The organism is Roseovarius sp. THAF27, assembly GCF_009363655.1.
Classification (GTDB): Bacteria; Pseudomonadota; Alphaproteobacteria; order Rhodobacterales; family Rhodobacteraceae; genus Roseovarius.
On sequence record NZ_CP045393.1, the window covers coordinates 3,134,690 to 3,154,495 of the forward strand.

Below are 19,806 nucleotides of genomic sequence, written 5' to 3' on the forward strand. Positions count from 1 at the left end.
AGTAGCGCTGGACTGCCGCGCGAGCGCCAGACCGCGGGATGGCGACCAACAGATATTCAGATCGCTTTATCTCCGCCACATCCGCAAAACCTCCAATCGAAGCGCTCACGGAACCCAATCGCCAGCCCGGGGGGCGGTCTGGCGATCGCGCGGCGGCGCGCAAAGCGCGCCTTGATTCCGCGCGAAGAACAAAGCTACGTGCCGTCCCGGGCCCGATCCGGGACCTCCTCCTCTCTCACCAACATTCCCGTTGCACCCCCGCGCCCCGCGTGCATTCTGGCCCCATGGATGATTACCGCGCCCACGACATGACATCCCTCGCCGGTCTCGTGGCCAAGGGCGAGGCCACGCCCGACGACCTGCTCGACACCGCCTTGGCCCGGATGCACGCCGTGAACCCCGCACTCAACGCCGTGGTGCACGACTATTCCGATACCGCCCGCCGAATGATCGCCGACGGCCTGCCCAAGGGTCCGCTCACCGGCGTGCCCTTCCTGCTCAAGGACATGGGCGCCGAATCCACCCGGCACCCCGCCTCGCTCGGCTCGCGCCTTCTGGCCAATACCCGCTACAGGATGAATGCCACCATCTACGACCGGCTCGAGGCGTCCGGCCTCGTCACCTTCGGCCGCACCGCCGCGCCCGAGGGCGGCGTCGGGGCCGCGACCGAGGCGGCGGTCTATGGCGGCCCCACCCGCAATCCGTGGGACACGTCCCGCACCCCCGGCGGCTCGTCCGGCGGCTCGGGTTCTGCGGTGGCGGCGGGCATCGTCCCCGGCGCGCATGGCAGCGACGGCGGCGGCTCGATCCGCATCCCGGCCTCCAATTGCGGCCTGGTCGGGTTCAAGCCCACCCGCGCCATGGTCCCCGACGGGCCCTACGCGGGCGAAGGCTGGGCCGGCATGGCGATCGAGGGCTTTCTCACCCGTTCGGTCCGCGACACTGCGCTCCTGCTGGATATCGTCTGCGGCCCCGACCTCGGTGCGCCCTACGTGGCGCCCCCCATGCCCTGCACCTTCATGGAATCGCTCGACCGCCCCAATGGCCCCCTGCGCATCGCCCTTTGCGACACCACCCTCACCGGCGAGGCCATCCACCCCGAATGCCAGGTCGCCGTGCAGGACGCCGCCGCGCTCTTGCACGACATGGGCCACCACGTAACGCAAGCCCGCCCCGCCGCCGACACCACGGGAATGATGCACGCCTGGACCAAGATTGTCGCCTGCGGCACCGCCTCCTGGGTGCGCGCGGCGCTGGCGAAACAGGGCCGCGAGCTGCGCCAGGGCGACATCGAAGGCGTCGCCCGCGGTGCGGTGGAGTACGCCAAGACCATCAGCGGCGCGGATTACCTCGACGCCGTGGAAACCGTCCACGCCTATGGCCGCCAGATGGCCGCCTTCTTTGAGGATCACGACATCCTGCTGACCCCCACCATGGCCGAGCCGCCCGCCGCCATCGGCCGCTTCGCCCACGACACCGAGGATTACGTCGCCTACCGCATAGGCGAGAACGGCATTTTCGCCTACTCGCCCTACACAGCGGCCTTCAACGCCACCGGCCAGCCCGCCGTCTCGCTGCCGCTTTGCCGCGGCGCCGACGGCCTGCCCATCGGCGTCCACCTCGCCGCGCGCTTCGGGGCCGACACCGCCCTGATGTCGCTCTGCGCCGAGATCGAACGCGCCCGCCCATGGTTTGATCAAATTCCGGCATTGCCCGGCATCGACACCTGAAAACACTTGAATGTCGCGGCCTTGTCGGGAAACATCAAGGCCATGAACATGGGGGACAACGCATGACCGAAGCCGCGGTCGAGGCCCGATCGGCCCGAAAAGAGTACGGCGCCGGCGAAAAGAAGGTGCGCGCCCTGAACGACGTGTCCGTCGTCATCAACAAGGGCGAGTTCTTCACCCTGCTCGGGCCTTCGGGCTGTGGCAAGACCACCCTGCTGCGCCTGATTGCAGGGTTCGAATCGCCCACCGCGGGCATGATCCTGCTTGGCGCGCGCGACATCAGCACGATGGCGCCCTACGACCGCCCCGTGAACACGGTGTTTCAAAGCTACGCGCTCTTCCCGCATCTCAGCGTGGCCGACAATATCGGGTTTGGCCTGACCATGCAGGGCACGCCCAAGGCGCAGGTCCAGGCCCGCGTGGCCGAGATGCTTGCCCTGGTGAAGCTAGAGGCCTTCGCCGCCCGCAAACCTCAGCAGCTCTCGGGCGGCCAGCAACAGCGCGTGGCGCTGGCCCGCGCGCTGGCCCCCGCGCCCGAGGTGCTCTTGTTGGACGAGCCGCTCTCGGCGCTCGACCTCAAGCTGCGCAAGGAAATGCAGTTGGAACTCAAACGCCTGCAAACCGAAACCGGCATCACCTTCGTCTTCGTCACCCACGACCAGGAAGAGGCTCTGACAATGTCCGACCGCATCGGCGTGATGCGCGACGGATCGATCCTGCAAATCGGCGGCCCGCGCGAGATCTACAACAAGCCGGTCAACCGCTTCGTCGCGGATTTCATCGGCGAAACCAACGTCTTGATCGGTACCGTTGAACAGGGCGGCGTGCGCCTGCCCACCGGCGACGTCATCGCCGTGGACAACCTCGACGCCGCCACCCAAGGCACTAAGGTCAGCCTCGCCGTGCGTCCCGAACAGGTCCGCATCGGCGACGGCGCGCTGCAGGGCCGGGTGGCCGAAACCGTCTATTTCGGCACCGACACCCATTGTCACCTGCGCATGTCCGACGACACCGAGGTCGTCGCCCGGATGCAAAGCCCGCCCTCGGGCGACACCGGCCTGCAGGAAGGCCAGACCGTCGCCTTCGATTTCGTCCCCGGCGCCGTCCGGGTGCTGGAGGACTAGCATGGCAGGCACCACCCACGGCAGCGGACGCACCGGCTGGATCCTGTCGATCCCGGCGCTGATCCTGCTGGCGCTCGGGGCCGCCGGCCCGCTGCTGATCGTGGTGGTCTATGCCTTTCTGGAGCCAGGCGAATATTCCGGCGTGGTATGGGACTTCACCACCGAGGCGTGGTTCCGCGTCTTCTTCGAGCGCGACATCTTCGACGACACCGTCACCTTTGCCGACGCGCACCTGACGATCTTCTGGCGCTCGGTGAAACTGTCGGTGCTGACCACTCTGATCGCCTTCGCCATCGGCTTTCCGACGGCGTGGTTCATCGCCACGCGCCCGCCCAACAAGCGCGGCTTCTGGCTGTTTTTGATCACAATTCCGTTCTGGACCAACCTGCTGATCCGCACCTTCGCCATCATGGAAGTGGTCCGCAACCAGGGCCTTCTGAATTCCTTCCTGATGAACCTCGGCATCATCGACCAGCCCTTGCAGATCCTCTACACCGACACCGCCGTGCTGATCGGCATGGCCTATGTCTATCTGCCGCTCATGGTGCTGCCGCTCTTCGCCGCCATCGACCGCTTCGATTTCCGGCTGGTCGAGGCCGGGTACGACCTCTACGCCACCCGCATGAAGGTGCTGCGCCGCGTCATCCTGCCGATCGTGAAACCGGGCATCGTCGCGGGGTCCATCCTCGTCTTCGTCCCGTCGCTGGGCGCCTACGTGACGCCCCGCATCCTGGGCGGCGGCAAGAACATGATGATCGGCAACTTCATCGAGCTTCAGTTCGGACAGGGCCGCAACTGGCCCCTTGGCGCGGCGCTGTCTCTGCTCTTGCTGATGATCGTGCTGGTGGCCCTGCTCGCCTATGTCCGCGTCACGTCGAGGGACGAAACCAATGGCTAAGGGCAAGAGCTTCTCCGTCACCACGCTGCCCGGCTTCACCGCCATCGCGCTCACGACCTTCGTGCTGCTCTACGCGCCGATCGTCACGATGGTGATCTACTCGTTCAACGACTCCCAGTCCGTGGCGCTCTGGGGCGGCTTTTCGACCCGCTGGTACGTCGAGGCATGGGACAACACCCAAGTCCAGGAAGCCACCGTGCGCTCGCTGGTCATCGCCGTCTCGGCGGCGTTCATCTCGACCACCGTCGCCACCATGGCCGCGCTCGGCACCACGCGGCGCGGTCGCTTCAAGGGCCAGACGCTGATCTACGTGATGATCAACCAGCCCCTGATGGTGCCCGAGATCGTCACCGCCGTGGCCCTCCTGATCTTCTTCGCCTCGATCAAGGTCGCCACCGGCTACACCGGGCTGGCCTACCTGATCCTCGCGCACTCGGCCTTCTGCGTGCCCTTCGCCTACCTGCCCATCCGCGCCCGGCTGGAAGGCATGGACCTCGCGCTGGAAACCGCCGCGTCGGACCTCTACGCCCGGCCCTGGCAGACCTTCCGTCACGTGACGCTGCCGCTGATGATGCCCGGCATCGCCGCCGGCGCGATGCTGGCCTTCGTCATCTCGCTCGACGACGTCATCATCACCGAGTTCGTCAAATCCGCCGGGCAGGATACCCTGCCCACCTACATGCTGGGCCAGCTGCGCCGCGTCGTCACGCCCGAGGTCAACGCGATCTCCACCGCGCTCCTCGCGCTGACCGTGCTATTGCTGACGGCCTTCTTTATACTGAACCGCAAGCGGGACTAACCCGCGCACAACCACACCAAGGGAGAATGACGATGAAGACATACCTGACCACCACAGTGGCCGCCATCGCACTGGCCGGGGCGGCCCATGCCGAAGGGTCGCTCAACATCTACAACTGGGGCAACTACACCAGCCCCGAGATGATCGAGAAGTTCGAACAGAAATTCGACGTCGACGTCACCATCACCGACTATGACAGCAACACCACCGCGCTGGCCAAGATCGAGGCGGGCGGCCACGGCTTCGACATCGTCGTGCCGACGCACAGCTACATGGGCGTCTATATCGACAAGGGCCTTTTGATGAAACCGGGCATCCCCGAGATGGAAAACTACGGCAACATCTCGGACCAGTGGAAGAACGTGGAATGGGACCCGAACCGCGAATATTCCGTGCCGTGGCAATGGGGCACGACCGGCATCGCCGTGAACAAGTCGGCCTATGACGGCGACATCAACACCTCGGCCATCTTCCTCGACCCGCCCGAGGAACTGGTGGGCAAGGTCAACGTCGTGCCGGAAATGCAGGACGTGATGAACCTCACGCTGTTCTACGTCGGCGGCGAGCCCTGCACCACCGACAAGGAAATGCTGAAAAAGGCCCGCGACGTGCTTATCGAGGCCAAGCCCAAGTGGATGAGCATGGATTACGGCATGACCGAGAAGCTGTCGAACGGCGACGTCATGGCCTCGGTGAACTGGAACGGCTCGACCTTCCGCGCCCGCAACAACAACGAGGACGTGTCCTACGGCTACCCGAAAGAGGGCTACCCGGTCTGGATGGACAGCGCCGCGATCCTGGCCGACGCGCAGAACGTGGAAAACGCCAAGCTCTTCCTGAACTTCATCATGGACCCGGAGAACGCGGCCATGCTGTCGGACTTCGCCCGCTACGCCAACGGCATCGACGGCTCCGAGGAATTCATGCCCGAGGACATGCGCTCGGCCCCCGAGATCGTCGTGCCCGAAGACCTGAAGGCCGCCGGTCAGTTCACCACCGCCTGCCCCGCCGAGGCGCAGGAATTCTACACCGCGATCTGGACCGAACTGCAAAAATAAGCCAGTCGTCGAGGGACGGGAAACGGGGGCCTTCCGGGGCCTCCGTTTTCTTTTGGGCGCCTGCGCAACGCGCCATGACCTCCCCGACATGCAGAAAAAGGGGGGCTTCAGGCTACTATCACATCCAATACGTGAACTCCCCCCACGACCTCTACAAAAGGTTCATCAAGCCCTTCTCTGGACCGGCCACGAAGAACCTCAGCGGCTACATCCGCTGACTAGAGGTGGGGCCGGCGGGTATGCGTCCAGCGGAGGTTGCCCGCGCATAATACACGAAGTGTGGCGCAGAGGTCTGCTTTGAGCCCTTTGCGGACACGTGTGATCTATATCCCCGGGCGCCATCGACGGGCCGCGGAGCGGCGATCCGACGGTGGTTCGGCAGCGCTTTATCCAGGCCAAACCCGAAATAGGATTGAGCGATGGACCGAACGTCACCCAATCGCCGGGCCGTGGGGGCGGCCCGGCGATGGCGCGGGGCCTGCGGCCCGTTTCCGCGCCGGGGCTGTAGATCAAACGTCTTTTATGTACGGTTCGAGCCCTTGTGAAACACCGGGTTCGAGCACCCAGCCGGTTAACAGCCGCGAAGCGGCCCGGCCATCGTCAGCCGCTCCCTTGGGCTGGCGATTTGGTGAGGCTGGGCGCAACGATCCTTCCGAGGATGTGTTTGGCAGGCACAAAAGGCTTCGTAGTTGCCGTCGGATCACCACCCCAGGGGCTGACGCTCGCCTCCGTCGTGACCGGCAGCAAAGTCCGCAAAACGGACCAACACGCTTTGCGGACACCCCCCCAAAAAAACGCCCGCGACGATCAACTCGCGCGGGCGTCCTACGTTGAAACTCAAGGCGTTTCAGGTTCCGCGAAAACCCGTGATCCGGGTTTTCGCGGACCGCTTCAGTTCATGCTTTCCGCGGTCACCTTGTGGATCTCGCCTTCTTCCGTCGCGATATACAGCGCGTTGTCCGGCCCCATGGCAAGCCCGCGGAACCTGGCCGAAAAGCCAAGCGGCATCCGTGTGATCCCGTTGATCCCCAGGCCGTCGGGCGTGATGCTGATCAGGTCGATCCTCGACCCGATCGGCGTGTCACCAAAGCCGATACCCATGATGCCAACGGCCAGGCGCCCCTCGTAGATGCCCCAGTTTTCGCCCGTCAGGAAGGCGGCGGAACTGGTGCCCTGGGAAAACCCGTTATTGTTCCATGTCGGCGGCATCAGGTCGTCGAAACGCGTGTCGCTCATGGGGGTGTAGGCCGCGCGTATCGCGGGGTCCACGGCTTCGGTCTGGTTCGGCTCGTAGCCACAGTACTCGTCCGGGCACTCGCCCCGGCCACCCGTGTTCTGGGCCGGATCCCAGCCGCCGTTGCCGCCATTCACAAGGGCCGTGATCTCGTCGTTGTGCCAGGGGCCATGCTCGGCGGTGAACGCCTTCCCGTCGCTCGGGCGGAAATCGATGCCCTGGACGTTTCTGTGCCCATAGGTGTAGATTCGCGGGTCAAAGCCTTCGGGCGGATTGTTATCCGGGTGGGCATTGCCGTCCCCGTCGATTCTCAGCACCTTGCCGCAAAGCAGTGTTCCGTCCTGCGGGCAAACCCCGCGGTGACGGTCGCCGCCCGTAACCCACAGATAGCCGCCGGGTCCGATGCGGATCCTGCCGCCGTTATGCGCGCCGGGTCCGCCAAAGGGCTGATCGGAATCGAACGGCTTGAACTGGATGTCGGTCACGATATCGGTTCTGTCGGACACGCTCGCCAGGTCCTCGCCGACCTTGAACTTCATCACGATGTTGCCGTCGCATCTTTCGAAATTGGTCGTGCAGCCATCGCCGTGATACTTGTTGGATGTCGAGTAGACGAACAGCGTCCGGTTGTCCTCGAAATGCCGATCCACGGCCACGCCCAGCATTCCGGCCTGACCTTCGCAGATCAGATCGCTGCCGACATCCGCATAGCCTTCGGACCCGTCGATACCATAGAGCGCGTTCACGGTGCCATCCGGCATCCTTACAGACAGACCGTCGCATTTCTCCGTGAAGAACATCGTGCCGTCCGGCAGAAAGGCCATGTCCCAGGGTGTGTCCAGCTCCTCCAGCACCACCGACGACGTGATCTTGGGAACATCCATCGCCCCGTCGTGCTCGTCCGACCATGCGGCGGGGGCCGCGGTCATCACACTCAATGAAGCGACAGCCGATAAAAGCCGTGTGCTCATAGTAGTCCTCCCAATCCTGGCAATTTCCCGTTAAAGGTTACTGATGCTCGGACGATTGCAACTCAAGCGTCAAGGAAAATCGTGACCGGGCCGGCACACCTGCCGAGAGACACGGGCGACCGGCAGCCGCGATCCAAGACCGCCCCGCAAGCGTATTCACCGGCCTGGCAGCCCCGCGGAACTGCCGGCTCTAGCCGCCGTCGCGCCAGCGGTTCACGATGGGATAACGCCGGTCCAGCCAGAACGCCCGCTTCGACAGCCGCGTGCCCGGCGCCGACTGGAACCGCTTGTATTCGCTGATGTAAATCAGGTGCTCCACCCGCGCCGCATCCTCGCGCGAATACCCCGCCTTGACGCAATCCTCGATCGACCCGTCCTCGTCCACCAGGATCTGCAAGATCCCGTCCAGCACAGGATAATCCGGCAGGCTGTCACTGTCCTTCTGGTCCGCGCGCAGCTCCGCACTGGGCGGCTTCTCGATGATGGTCTCGGGGATCACCTCGCCCCCGGGCCCCATCATCCAGTCCCGGTGGTTGGCGTTGCGCCACCGGCACACATCGAACACCCGCGTCTTGTACAGATCCTTGATCGGGTTATACCCGCCCGCCATGTCGCCATAGATCGTGGCATAGCCCACCGCCACCTCCGACTTGTTGCCGGTGGTCAACAGCATCTCCCCGAACTTGTTGGAAAGCGCCATCAACAACAGCCCGCGCAGCCGCGACTGGATATTCTCCTCGGTGATCCCCGGCTCGGTGCCCTCGAACAAGGGCGCCAGCGTATTGGTGATCGCCGCCCGCCCCTCGGCGATGGGCACGAAATCATACCGCGCGCCCAGCGCCTTGGCGCAGGCCTTGGCATCGTCCAGCGACCCTTGCGAGGTATATTCCGAGGGCAGCATCACGCAGCGCACGTTCTCGGACCCCAGCGCATCCACCGCGATGGTCGCGACAATCGCACTGTCCACGCCGCCCGACAGGCCCAGCAGCACTTTCCCAAACCCGGTCTTGCGCATGTAATCGCGCAAGGCCAGCACCATCGCGTGGTAATCGCTCTCCAGCGTGTCGGGGATGTGCGCCAGCGCCTTCGTCTCGATCCGCCAGCCATCCTCGCCGCGCACCAGGTCCACATGCGCGATGTCCTCCTCGAACAGCGGCATCTGCACCGCCAGCCCGCCGCCGGGGTTCAGCGCAAAGGTGCCGCCGTCGAACACCTGGTCGTCCTGCGCCCCCACCAGGTTCAGGTAGATCAGCGGCAGCCCCGTCTCGACCACCCGGTTCACCATCAACTGGTGCCGATGCGCCAGCTTTCCGCGATAATAGGGCGAGCCGTTGGGCACCAGCAGGAACTCCGCCCCGGTCTCGGCCAGCGTCTCGGGCACGTCCTCGTGCCAGCTGTCCTCGCAGATCGGCGACCCGATGCGCACACCGTCCACCGCGTAAGGCCCCATCACGTCGCCCGACGCATAGAGCCGCACCTCGTCGAACACCGTCTCGTTGGGCAGGTGATGCTTCAGCACGCAGGCGGTGATGCTGCCGCCCTTCAGGATATAATAGGCGTTATACAGCTCCGCCCCTTCCAGGGCCGGCCCGCCGATGGCCAGCGCGGGGCCGACGGCGCACTCCTTGGCCAGGTCCTCGATCTTCGCAATCGCCGCCTGGTGAAACACCGGCTTCCTGATCAGGTCCTGGGTGTTGTACCCGGTGATGAACATCTCGGGCAGCGCCACCAGGTCGGCCCCGGCGGCTTTCCCGGCCTCCCATGCCTCACGCGCCAGCGCGGCATTGCCCTCGAGGTCGCCCACCGTGGCGTTCAGCTGTGCCAATGTCACGCGAAACCGATCCGCCATGCGCCCTCAAACCCCTGCCATTCATCGCTCCCCTTCGATTTAACAGATGAACGCGCGAGGGAAAGCCGAAACCGGGAAAAGCCGTTGTCACCCCTGCGCCGGTCAATTACGCTCTTGCAGACCCGTTGGGGGGTTGTCGCAGAACCTGGGTGAGTGGGCAGACATGCAGAGCAGAACCGTCACATCTATCGTCCTGGCCGCCGTGCTGGGGCTGACCGGCCCGGTGCTGGCGCAGGACGGCGAGGTCCAGACCAAGCAGTATGACGATGGCGGCATCTACGAGGGCACGTTCCGCAACGGCCTTCAGCATGGCACCGGCACCTATACGCTGCCCAACGGCTATGAATATTCCGGCGAATGGGTCGATGGCGAGATCCGCGGCACCGGCACCGCCCGCTTTCCCAACGGCTCGGTCTACGAGGGCGAGTTCGCCAAGGGCAAGCCCGAGGGCGTGGGCCGCATCACCTTCTCCGACGGCGGCACCTACGAGGGCACGTGGGAGGAAGGCAAGATCACCGGCGAAGGCGTCGCGGTCTATGCCAACGGCGTCCGCTACGAGGGCGGCTTCCGCAACGCCCAGCACCACGGCCGCGGCAAAATGGAAAGCCCCGGCGGCTATGTCTACGACGGCGACTGGGTGAACGGCGTCAAGGAAGGCATGGCGACGATCACCTATCCCGACGGCGCGGTCTATGAAGGCCAGGTCAAGCGCGGCGCCCGCGACGGCGAAGGCACGCTGACCATGCAGGACGGCCTGATCTACGAAGGCACCTGGGCCGAGGGCCAGATCAACGGCACCGGCAAGCTCACGCAGCCCAACGGCGACGTCTACGAAGGCGAGCTTGTGGCGGGCCGGCGCGAGGGCACGGGCCGCGTGGTCTACAACAACGGCGATGTCTACGAAGGCGAGTTCGCCGATGACAGCCGCCACGGGCAAGGCACCTTCACCGGCTCCGACGGCTACCGCTACGAAGGCTCCTGGGTCGCGGGCAAGATCTCCGGCGAAGGCACCGTGACCTACCCAGACGGCTCGGTCTATGTGGGCCAGTTCCGCGACGATCTGGCCAACGGCCAGGGCAAGGTCACCTATCCCGACGGCGCCACCTACGAGGGCGAATGGTCGGGCGGCGTGATCGACGGGCAAGGCAAGGCGACCTATCCCAACGGTCTGGTCTACGAAGGCGAATTCCAGAACGCCAAGAACCACGGCCAGGGCGTGATGACCTATCCCGACGGCTACCGCTACGAAGGCGCGTGGCGCGACGGCCAACGCCACGGCCAGGGCACCGCCACCTATGCCGACGGCACGGTCTACGAAGGCGAATTCGTCGATGGCCAGCGCCACGGCACCGGCAAGATCACCATGCCGGACGGCTTCGTCTACGAAGGCGAGTGGCAAAACGGCGAGATCTCGGGCCGGGGCGTCGCCACCTACACCAACGGCGACGTCTACGAAGGCACGTTCGAGAACGGCAAGCGGCAGGGCACCGGCACCATGCGCTATGCCACCGGCGAAGAGGCGACCGGCGAATGGTCCGACGGCGCCCTGGCCGAGCAGACCACCACCGTCACCGAGGAAGAGACCCCCGCCGTCCCCGAGGACACATCCGGCGCCTCCGGCACCGAGGCCGGCGCAGAGACATCCGACACCGCCGACACGGGAACCTCGCCCGAGGCGGAAACCGCGACCGAGGCCGAGACGGAGGCCGAAACCGGAACCGCGACCGAGGGCGGCGAGACGGACGCCGAGCCCGAAGCCGAGACCACCGAAGACGCGGCCACCGAAGAGAGCAACTGACCCCTCGCTCCGCCCGTCCCGGACCTGATCCGGGACCTCGTAGGGTGGGTGAAAACCCACGCGCGCTCCGGTTAATCAAACATGAACTCCGCACGCTGCGTTCACCCGGCAGATGGCTGAAAACCGCACCGCCGCGATACCACCCGGATACCGACGCGATACCGACGTGCCGATTCCGCCGGCATCCGCTCCGTTAACCCTCGAGTCGCACCCTCACACGATTTCGCCCGCATCCAGCCGGTCGAGGATGCGTTTCGCGCCTTTCAGAACCGCGTCCTTGCGATCCTCCTTCATCCGGTCCCACGTGGCATACATCTGCCCCATGCGCGGATTGTTCGAGAATTTCTCCCGGTGCCTTACAAGAAAGTCCCAGTACAGAAGATTGAAAGGACACGCTTTTTCGCCGGTCTTGTCCTTGACGGAATAGGCGCAGGAACCGCAGTAATCCGACATCTTGTCGATATAGTTGCCCGAGCTGACATAGGGCTTCGACGCAATGATCCCGTCATCCGCGAACTGGCTCATCCCGATTGTGTTCGGCGCTTCCACCCATTCGAACGCGTCGTGGTAAACCGCCAGGTACCACTCGTGCACCTGGTGCGGATCGACCCCCGCCAGAAGCGCGAAATTGCCCGTCACCATCAACCTCTGGATGTGGTGCGCATAGGCCAATTCCCGTGTCTGATCAACGGCATGGGCGACGCAATTCATCTGCGTTTCACCGCCCCAATACATCCAGGGCAAATCCCTCTCATGCCCCAGCGCATTGCGCGTCACATAGTCCGGACCTTCCCGGAAATAGATCCCCCGCACATATTCCCGCCAGCCGATGATCTGCCGGATAAAGCCCTCCGCCGCATTGATCGGCACGTTCCCGGCTTTCCATTCTTCTTCCACACGGGTGCAGATTTCCACAGGATCCAGAAATCCGATGTTCAAATACTGCGATAACAGCGAATGGTGCAGGAACCGGTCATCCTGCAGCATCGCGTCCTGGTAATCGCCGAAACAGTCCAGCAAGTTCTTGGCGAAATGATCCAGAGCCCGCAGCGCCTGCCCCCGGGTCACAGCATGAGTAAAGGGACGCAACACACCGAAATTCTTGTCGAATTTCTTCTCGACCAGATCCAGGACCTCCTCGGTCATCTGGTCCGGCGTGAACTCCATGGGCTTCGAGCGCAGCATGTCGCCCGACGCGGGCTTGCGGTTCTCGTGGTCGTAATTCCACTTCTTGCCCGCCGGCTCATCCCCCTCCATCATCAGGCCCGTTTTCCGCCGCATGTCGCGATAGAAATACTCCATTCTCAAGGACTTGCGTCCCTCGGCCCATGTGTTGAACTCATCCAGCGAGGCCACGAAGCGGTCATCGGGCAGCATCGTCACCGTCAACGGGGCATTGTCCAGCGCTTCGACCAGCCGCCACTCGCCGGGTCGGGTCGCGACTACCTCGGTCGTGTCATGCTCCTGCCCACGTCGCATCAATTCGCCGACGATGGATTTCGACGTGTCATCGTCGTCCAGTCGCGAATACGCGACCTGCCAGCCATCATCCTGTAATTCTTCAGCAAAATGGCGCATGGCCGCGAAGATCAGCGCGATTTTCTTCGGATGATGCCCCACGTAACTGGCCTCGTCCGCGACTTCGGCCATCACCACTATGTCACGCTCCTTGTCCGCGTCGCGCAGCGCCGACAGGTTATTGCTCAGCTGGTCCCCCAGTACCAGAATCAGACGCTTCACCACGGCACCGGCTCCCCGGCCCAATCAAAGAATTGCCCCGTATTCTCGGGCGTTAGCGCCGATAGCACATCCAAGAGGTTCGTCGCTGCCGCCTCGGGCGTCACCGTCTTATGACCGCCCGCGAACTTTTGCGTCAGCGACGTCTCCACCGTGCCGGGATGCAGCGCCACGCAGATCGACTGCCCGTGCGTCCGGGCCAGTTCGATCGCCCCGCCATGGATCATCTGGTTCACCGCAGCCTTGGCCGTGCGATAGCTGTACCAGCCGCCAAGCCCGTTGTCCCCGATCGACCCCACCCGCGCCGACAGGGCGGCAAACCGGCATTCCCGGTCGCGCGGTAACAGCCGAACGCTATGCTTCAGCACCAGGGACGGCCCGATGCAATTCACCCGGAATTGCGCCTCCATCGCCTCAGATCTCAATTCTTTCAATGACTTCTCTGGCCCGCTCCCCTCCAGCTCCAGCGCGCCCGTGGCCACGAAAACAAGGTCGTATTCGCCCTCCAGCGCGCCCAGATGCGCCTCGACCGACGCCTCGTCCGTCACGTCCAGTCCATCGACGGACCGTGACAGCCCGGTCACCCGCACGTCGCGCCGTTCCAGCTCGGCCACTAGGGCCGATCCGATCCCACCCGAGGCGCCTATGATCAATGCATCTTTCATGACGCCAAGAGCTAGCGGGCGGTCCCCCTGCTTCAAGACGCAAATCGCCGCCAGATCGGGGGTTTTCAAAGCCGCCCATCGTCCTTATGCTTTGCTCATGTCTACGCGCTGCCATATCTCCGGCCCCGCAAGCCCTGACCCGGCGGCTTGCCTTTCCGCGCGTGTGCTCCTAAGCCGCCTCTGAGCGTGCCCTGATCCGGCGCGACCGCTCAGAGGAGTAGCCTTTCGCGCCACAGGCTTAGGACCAAAACACGAGACATGACATGACCAATTCCGAACAAAACCGCGTGGTGATCTTCGACACCACCCTGCGCGACGGAGAACAATCCCCCGGCGCCACTATGACACACGCCGAAAAGCTGGAGATCGCCGGCCTGCTGGACGAGATGGGCGTCGACATCATCGAGGCGGGGTTTCCCATCGCGTCCGAGGGCGACTTCAGGGCCGTCTCCGAGATCGCCAAGAATGCGAAGAACAGCGTGATCTGCGGGTTAGCGCGCGCCAACCTCAAGGATATCGACCGCTGCTGGGACGCGGTGAAGCACGCCAGCCAGCCCCGTATCCACACCTTCATCGGCACCTCCCCCCTGCACCGCGCCATCCCGAACCTCAACAAGGATGAAATGGCCGAGCGCATCCACGAGACGGTCACCCACGCCCGCAACCTTTGCGACAATGTGCAATGGTCCCCGATGGATGCGACGCGGACGGAGTGGGATTACCTCGCCCGCGTGGTCGAGATCGCCATCAAGGCCGGGGCCACCACGATCAACATTCCCGATACCGTGGGTTACACCGCGCCGGTCGAGAGCGCCGATCTCATCCGCCGACTGATCGCCGAGGTGCCGGGCGCCGACGAGGTTGTCTTCGCCACCCATTGCCACAACGATCTGGGCATGGCCACGGCCAACTCGCTGGCCGCCGTCGAAGGCGGCGCGCGACAAATCGAGTGCACGATCAACGGCTTGGGCGAACGCGCCGGCAACACCGCGCTGGAAGAGGTCGTGATGGCGATGAAGGTCCGCAACGACATCATCCCCTACCACACGCGCATCGACTCGACGAAGATCATGCACCTGTCGCGCCGGGTCGCCACCGTGTCGGGCTTCCAGGTGCAGCCGAACAAGGCCATCGTCGGCAAGAACGCTTTCGCCCACGAGAGCGGCATTCACCAGGACGGCATGCTCAAGAACGCCGAGACGTTCGAGATCATGCGCCCCGAGGATGTGGGCCTGACGGAAACCAACATTGTCATGGGCAAGCATTCCGGCCGTGCCGCGTTGCGCTCGAAGCTCAAGAACCTCGGGATCGACCTGGCGGAGAACCAGCTGAGCGATGTCTTCGTGCGGTTCAAGGAACTGGCCGACCGCAAGAAGGAAGTGTTCGACGAGGACCTGATCGCGCTCGTCACCGCCGGCGAGGATGCCGAAAACGACCGCCTCGTGCTGAAATCCCTGCGCGTGGTCTGCGGCACCGGGGGCCAGGCCGAGGCCGAGATGGTCATGTCCATCGACGGGGTCGAGACCTCCGCGACCGAGCAAGGCGACGGGCCCGTCGACGCGACGTTCAAGGCCGTGCGCCAGTTGCACCCCAACGACGCGCATCTGTCGCTTTACCAGGTACACGCCGTGACCGAAGGCACCGACGCGCAGGCCACCGTCTCCGTTCGGCTGGAGGAAGGCGGCAACATCGCCACGGGCCAGTCGGCCGATACCGACACCGTCGTGGCGAGTGCCAAGGCCTATATCAACGCGCTCAACCGCCTGTTGACCCGCCGTGCGAAGCTCGGTGAGAACGAAAAGGAAGTCAGCTACAAGGACGTCAGCTGACCGCAGCGCCTCGCCCGGTTCCGACCGGGCGAGGCCGTCGTGCCAGAGGCTGAAAGGCCGCCTCTTCAGACCTTTGCAATGGAATTTCCCCCGTCCGCCAGCATGGCCGATCCGGTGACGAAGCTCGACAGATCCGACAGCAGGAACAGAGCCGCGTTGGCGATCTCCTGCGGCTGCGCCATGCGCTTCAGGGCGTGCAGCCCGGCAATGAACGCTGCTGTCTCCGGATTGGTTGCCGCATCCTTGGCCATTTCCGTCATCGTGCCCCCCGGCATCAGTACGTTGGCCCGAATGCCCTCGCTGCCGGTCTCGACGGCAATCGCCTGCACCAAGCCCACCAGCCCCGCTTTCGACGCGGCGTAGGCTCCCATCCCCGGCAAGGTCGCGGTATGACCGACGAAGGTTCCGGTGAAGACCAGCGATCCGCCGCCCCGCTCGCGCAGCGCCGGAACCTGCGCGCGCACTGCATGGAAACCGGCCGTGAGGTTGGTTGCCAGCACCTCGGCCCAGTCCGCGTTTTCGGTGTCAGCCACCATGGCGCCGCTGCCGACAGTCCCGGCGTTGTTGAACGCCCCGTCCAGCCCGCCATACGCCTCGCGCGCGGCATCGACCAGTCGCTGTGCATACTCCGGATCGCACACGTCGCCCGCCACCGCGACGGCGTGCCCGTTCGACTGATTGATCTGCCCCGCGATCCGGCTCAGCATGTCGGCCCGGCGCGCGCCCAGAACCAGCCGTGCCCCCTGTGCGGCGAAGATCAGCGCGGCGGCGGCGCCGATCCCGCTCGAGGCGCCGGTGATGATGATGGACCTGTCTTGCAACAGCATTTCAACGCTCCTTCAGCTGTGTCGTGCGGGCATCCTTGCCGCACTGTCAGGGAGGAGCGACCCGGATCATGCGGTTCACGACCCGGATCTTGCGCGTCCGGCACCGCCGCGACGTCACAACGAAAAACGGCGCCCCCTATGGGGACGCCGCGTTCCATGCCTGCTCGAAAGTTGTGTCAGTCCCAGCCGACCGCGTTGAACAACTCTTGTGCCTTGGCAGCATTCCGGCTGAACGCCGCGGTGGGCGTGGTCTCGTCGGGCTTGAACTCACCCAGCCGCTCGGTGGTTGCCGTGCCCGGCGCGTCCTCGACGGCGGGGTATTCGTGGTTGCCGGTGGCCAGATTGGTCTGCGCCGTGTCGCTGGTGAAGAACTCCATCAGCTTCATTGCATTTTCCGGGTTCGGCGCGGTCTTCAGCATCGCCGCCGTCGACAGGTTCACGTGGGTGCCACGGTCGTCCTGGTTCGGCCAGACCCAGCCGATTTTCTCGATGCCGTCGCTCAGGCCCTCGACGTCGGATTCAAACCCGCGCACGAAGTAATAGTGGTTGCCTACCGCCACTTCGCACTCGCCCGACACGATGCCGCGCAGCTGGTCGGTGTCGCCGCCCTGCGGGTCGCGCGCCATGTTGTTGACGATGCCCTGCGCCCATTCCTTGGCCGCTTCCTCGCCATGTGTTTCGATGATCGACGCCATCAGCGACTGGTTGTAGATGTTCGAGGACGACCGGATGCAGATCTTGCCTTCCCACGCGGGATCGGCCAGCTCTTCATAGGTCTGCGGCGGGTTTTCCACCTTTTCCTTGTCGTAGTAGATGATCCGCGCGCGCTGCGCGATGCCGTACCACAGGTTTTCGGGATGCTCGAGGTGGTCGGGGATGCGGTCCTCGATGGTCTGTGAGTCGTAGGCCGCCAGCAAATCCAGTTCCTCGGCGCGCGCCATGCGGCCCGCGTCCACGGTGATCAGCACGTCGGCGGGGCTGTTCTCGCCTTCCGCTTCCAGCCGCGCGATCAGCTCGTCGGCATCGGCCTCGATCCGGTTCACGGTGATGCCGGTTTCCTCGGTGAATGCTTCGTAAAGCGAGTCGTCGGTGTCGTAGTGACGCGAGGAATACACGTTCACCTTCTGCGCGACCGCGGGCATGGCAACGCCGCTCAAGGCCAGAGCGGCAACAAGAGAACGAGAGGTCAGATGAGCCATCAAGAAACAGCCTTTCTTTTTCCGAGTGAATTTGTAGGCTATTGATGAATTTTCTGACTGAAAGAGTCAAGAGACGTATTCGGCAGGCGACCTCCGACAAAACGCAGCGTAAAACTTGCGCGGCCCGCAATTCGTGATCATGCTGCCGGGACGGGAGAAAAGGGCGCATCGAGACGCGCCGCGGGAGGAGACACCATGACATTTTCCACACGCCAGGACGTGATCGCTATCCAGCAAGAAATGCCGTGGGAGGCACGCGACGTACCGAAAACGGTTTACCAAATGCTGGCCGACACCGCCACGGCCTTCCCGGACCGTCCGGCCGTCAGCTATCAGCTTCTGTCGGGCCCCATGGACAAGTCGCAGACGCTCACCTGGTCCGAGTTTCACGGGCGTGTCTGCCAGGCCGCCAACCTCTTCCGCAGCCTGAAGATCTCCGAGACCGACGTGATCGCGCTGGTCATGCCCAACTGCCTGGAAACCGCCATCGCCACGATCGGCGCCATGGTCGCGGGCATCGCCAACCCGATCAATCCTTTGCTGGAGCCCGAACAGATCGGCGCCATCCTGCGCGAAACCGACGCCCGCGTGGTGGTGACCCTGCGGTCCTTCCCGAAGACCGACGTGGCCCAGAAAATGGCCGAGGCCGTGCGCAACGCGCCACGCGTGCACACGGTGCTGGAGGTCGATCTTGTCCGCTACCTGACGCCGCCCAAAAGCTGGATTGTCCCGCTCATTCGGCCCAAGAACCCCGACAACCACCACGCCGACGTCAAGAATTTCAACGCCGAGGCGCGCAAGCACCCCAACACCTTGGTCTTCAAGGACAGCGCCACCGATCGCGTCGCCGCCTATTTCCACACCGGCGGCACCACGGGGATGCCCAAGGTCGCGCAGCACAAGTATTCCGGCATGGTCTATAACGGCTGGCTGGGCCATCGCCTGCTCTTTGACGAACATGACAGCATCATGTGCCCGCTTCCGCTGTTTCACGTTTTCGCCTGCCACGTGATCCTGATGGCGATGATCAAGTCCGGCGCGCATGTGGTCTTCCCCACCCCCGCCGGGTATCGCGGCGACGGCGTATTCGACAATTTCTGGAAGCTGCTGGAACGCTGGGGCACAACCTTTGTTATCACCGTCCCCACAGCCACCGCCGCGCTGATGCAGCGCAAGGTGAATGCCGACATCTCCAAGGTGAAGAACGCCTTCTCCGGCTCCGCGCCCATGCCGCTGGAACTGTTCAAACGGTTCGAATCCGCCACCGGCATGACCGTGATCGAAGGTTACGGTTTGACCGAGGCCACCTGCCTTGTCTCCTGCAACCCGCCCACCGGCGAGAAGAAAGTCGGCAGCGTCGGCGTGCCCCTGCCCTATACCGACGTCAAGATCTACAAGACCGACGGCACCGAATGCGGCCCCGACGAAGTGGGCGAGATCTGCATCGCCAACCCCGGCGTCTTTGCCGGCAACACCTATACCGAGGTCGCCAAGAACAAGGACCTTTACCATCACGAGGTCTATCTGCGCACCGGCGACCTGGGCCGGATCGACGACGACGGTTACCTCTGGATCACCGGCCGCGCCAAGGACCTGATCATCCGCGGCGGCCACAACATCGACCCCGCCGATATCGAGGAAGCGCTGATGGCCCATGCCGAAGTGGCGGGCGCCGGTGCCATCGGCCAGCCCGATGCGCATTCGGGCGAGCTGCCGTGCGCCTATGTCGAACTGGTCGACGGCGGCTCGGTCGATAGCGCCGCGCTGCTGGAACATTGCAAGGTGCATGTCCACGAACGCGCCGCCATCCCGAAATATATCGAGGTGCTGGACGAACTGCCCAAGACCGCCGTCGGCAAGGTCTTCAAGCCCGACCTGCGAAAGCGGGCGATCACCCGGGTCTATAACGCGGCTCTGGCCGATGCGGGCATCAACGCCGAGGTGACCGAGGTGATCGACGACAAGAAGCGCGGCCTCGTGGCGCGGCTGTCAAAGACCGGCGACGCGGACGAGGCGGCGATCTCGCAATGCCTGGGCGAATTCACCCGTCCGTGGGAATGGGCCGACGCCAAGCCCAAGGCCGACTGA

The 19,806-nt window shown here is 64.3% G+C and carries 14 protein-coding genes; 8 read left to right on the top strand and 6 right to left on the bottom strand.

Features of this window, described 5'->3' with window-relative positions:
• The first annotated feature begins 284 nt into the window (after positions 1-284).
• The 5 genes from FIU89_RS15585 (at position 285) to FIU89_RS15605 (ending at position 5,609) form a co-directional block, all read left to right on the top strand.
• Complete coding sequence (locus FIU89_RS15585) at positions 285-1,730, top strand: amidase (RefSeq protein WP_152493449.1); 1,446 nt, start codon at positions 285-287, stop codon at positions 1,728-1,730.
• A gap of 62 nt (positions 1,731-1,792) precedes the next feature.
• Positions 1,793-2,854 (top strand): ABC transporter ATP-binding protein, encoded by a 1,062-nt coding sequence (locus FIU89_RS15590; protein ID WP_152493450.1) that lies wholly within the window; start codon positions 1,793-1,795, stop codon positions 2,852-2,854.
• Between the two features lies 1 nt (position 2,855).
• The gene (locus tag FIU89_RS15595; RefSeq protein ID WP_152493451.1) at positions 2,856-3,752 is read left to right on the top strand and encodes an ABC transporter permease; all 897 of its coding nucleotides are present in this window, start codon (positions 2,856-2,858) and stop codon (positions 3,750-3,752) included.
• Positions 3,745-4,551 carry an ABC transporter permease gene (locus FIU89_RS15600; protein ID WP_152493452.1) on the top strand — a complete coding sequence of 269 codons (807 nt, stop codon included), beginning with the start codon at positions 3,745-3,747 and terminating at the stop codon, positions 4,549-4,551. Before FIU89_RS15595 ends, FIU89_RS15600 begins: the two co-directional genes overlap by 8 nt.
• Positions 4,552-4,583: 32 nt before the next feature.
• Positions 4,584-5,609, top strand: a complete 1,026-nt coding sequence (locus FIU89_RS15605) for an extracellular solute-binding protein (protein WP_152493453.1) — start codon at positions 4,584-4,586, stop codon at positions 5,607-5,609.
• 891 nt (positions 5,610-6,500) lie between these two features.
• On the opposite strand, the gene FIU89_RS15610 is transcribed toward FIU89_RS15605, so the two are convergent.
• Entirely contained in the window at positions 6,501-7,772 is a 1,272-nt protein-coding gene (locus FIU89_RS15610) for a sorbosone dehydrogenase family protein (protein WP_216647032.1), read from the bottom strand.
• 232 nt (positions 7,773-8,004) lie between these two features.
• Positions 8,005-9,663, bottom strand: coding sequence for an NAD+ synthase (locus FIU89_RS15615; protein ID WP_152493455.1), 1,659 nt, complete (start codon positions 9,661-9,663; stop codon positions 8,005-8,007).
• A gap of 163 nt (positions 9,664-9,826) precedes the next feature.
• On the opposite strand from FIU89_RS15615, the gene FIU89_RS15620 reads away from it, so the two are divergent.
• Positions 9,827-11,461, top strand: coding sequence for an MORN repeat-containing protein (locus FIU89_RS15620; RefSeq protein WP_152493456.1), 1,635 nt, complete (start codon positions 9,827-9,829; stop codon positions 11,459-11,461).
• 213 nt (positions 11,462-11,674) lie between these two features.
• Here the strand turns inward: FIU89_RS15620 and FIU89_RS15625 are convergent, their stop codons facing one another.
• Complete coding sequence (locus tag FIU89_RS15625; RefSeq protein ID WP_152493457.1) at positions 11,675-13,204, bottom strand: cryptochrome/photolyase family protein; 1,530 nt, start codon at positions 13,202-13,204, stop codon at positions 11,675-11,677.
• Positions 13,198-13,863 (bottom strand): SDR family NAD(P)-dependent oxidoreductase, encoded by a 666-nt coding sequence (locus FIU89_RS15630; RefSeq protein ID WP_152493458.1) that lies wholly within the window; start codon positions 13,861-13,863, stop codon positions 13,198-13,200. The genes FIU89_RS15625 and FIU89_RS15630 overlap by 7 nt, the downstream gene beginning before the upstream one ends.
• Positions 13,864-14,126: 263 nt before the next feature.
• Between FIU89_RS15630 and FIU89_RS15635 the strand changes: the two genes are divergently transcribed.
• Positions 14,127-15,692, top strand: a complete 1,566-nt coding sequence (locus FIU89_RS15635; protein ID WP_152493459.1) for a 2-isopropylmalate synthase — start codon at positions 14,127-14,129, stop codon at positions 15,690-15,692.
• A 65-nt stretch (positions 15,693-15,757) separates the two neighbouring features.
• Here the strand turns inward: FIU89_RS15635 and FIU89_RS15640 are convergent, their stop codons facing one another.
• Entirely contained in the window at positions 15,758-16,519 is a 762-nt protein-coding gene (locus tag FIU89_RS15640; RefSeq protein WP_152493460.1) for an SDR family oxidoreductase, read from the bottom strand.
• A 176-nt stretch (positions 16,520-16,695) separates the two neighbouring features.
• Positions 16,696-17,718, bottom strand: coding sequence for a Fe(3+) ABC transporter substrate-binding protein (locus tag FIU89_RS15645; protein ID WP_152493461.1), 1,023 nt, complete (start codon positions 17,716-17,718; stop codon positions 16,696-16,698).
• 195 nt (positions 17,719-17,913) lie between these two features.
• On the opposite strand from FIU89_RS15645, the gene FIU89_RS15650 reads away from it, so the two are divergent.
• On the top strand, positions 17,914-19,806 hold the full coding sequence (locus FIU89_RS15650; protein WP_152493462.1) for an acyl-CoA synthetase: 1,893 nt from the start codon (positions 17,914-17,916) through the stop codon (positions 19,804-19,806).

Bases quoted from the DNA above. Each gene is read 5' to 3' on its own strand.
- FIU89_RS15585 (WP_152493449.1), top strand. From the start codon at position 285: ATGGATGATTACCGCGCCCACGACATGACATCCCTCGCCGGTCTCGTG.
- FIU89_RS15590 (WP_152493450.1), top strand. From the start codon at position 1,793: ATGACCGAAGCCGCGGTCGAGGCCCGATCGGCCCGAAAAGAGTACGGC.
- FIU89_RS15595 (WP_152493451.1), top strand. From the start codon at position 2,856: ATGGCAGGCACCACCCACGGCAGCGGACGCACCGGCTGGATCCTGTCG.
- FIU89_RS15600 (WP_152493452.1), top strand. From the start codon at position 3,745: ATGGCTAAGGGCAAGAGCTTCTCCGTCACCACGCTGCCCGGCTTCACC.
- FIU89_RS15605 (WP_152493453.1), top strand. From the start codon at position 4,584: ATGAAGACATACCTGACCACCACAGTGGCCGCCATCGCACTGGCCGGG.
- FIU89_RS15610 (WP_216647032.1), bottom strand. From the start codon at position 7,772: ATGACCGCGGCCCCCGCCGCATGGTCGGACGAGCACGACGGGGCGATG.
- FIU89_RS15615 (WP_152493455.1), bottom strand. From the start codon at position 9,663: ATGGCGGATCGGTTTCGCGTGACATTGGCACAGCTGAACGCCACGGTG.
- FIU89_RS15620 (WP_152493456.1), top strand. From the start codon at position 9,827: ATGCAGAGCAGAACCGTCACATCTATCGTCCTGGCCGCCGTGCTGGGG.
- FIU89_RS15630 (WP_152493458.1), bottom strand. From the start codon at position 13,863: ATGAAAGATGCATTGATCATAGGCGCCTCGGGTGGGATCGGATCGGCC.
- FIU89_RS15635 (WP_152493459.1), top strand. From the start codon at position 14,127: ATGACCAATTCCGAACAAAACCGCGTGGTGATCTTCGACACCACCCTG.
- FIU89_RS15640 (WP_152493460.1), bottom strand. From the start codon at position 16,519: ATGCTGTTGCAAGACAGGTCCATCATCATCACCGGCGCCTCGAGCGGG.
- FIU89_RS15645 (WP_152493461.1), bottom strand. From the start codon at position 17,718: ATGGCTCATCTGACCTCTCGTTCTCTTGTTGCCGCTCTGGCCTTGAGC.
- FIU89_RS15650 (WP_152493462.1), top strand. From the start codon at position 17,914: ATGACATTTTCCACACGCCAGGACGTGATCGCTATCCAGCAAGAAATG.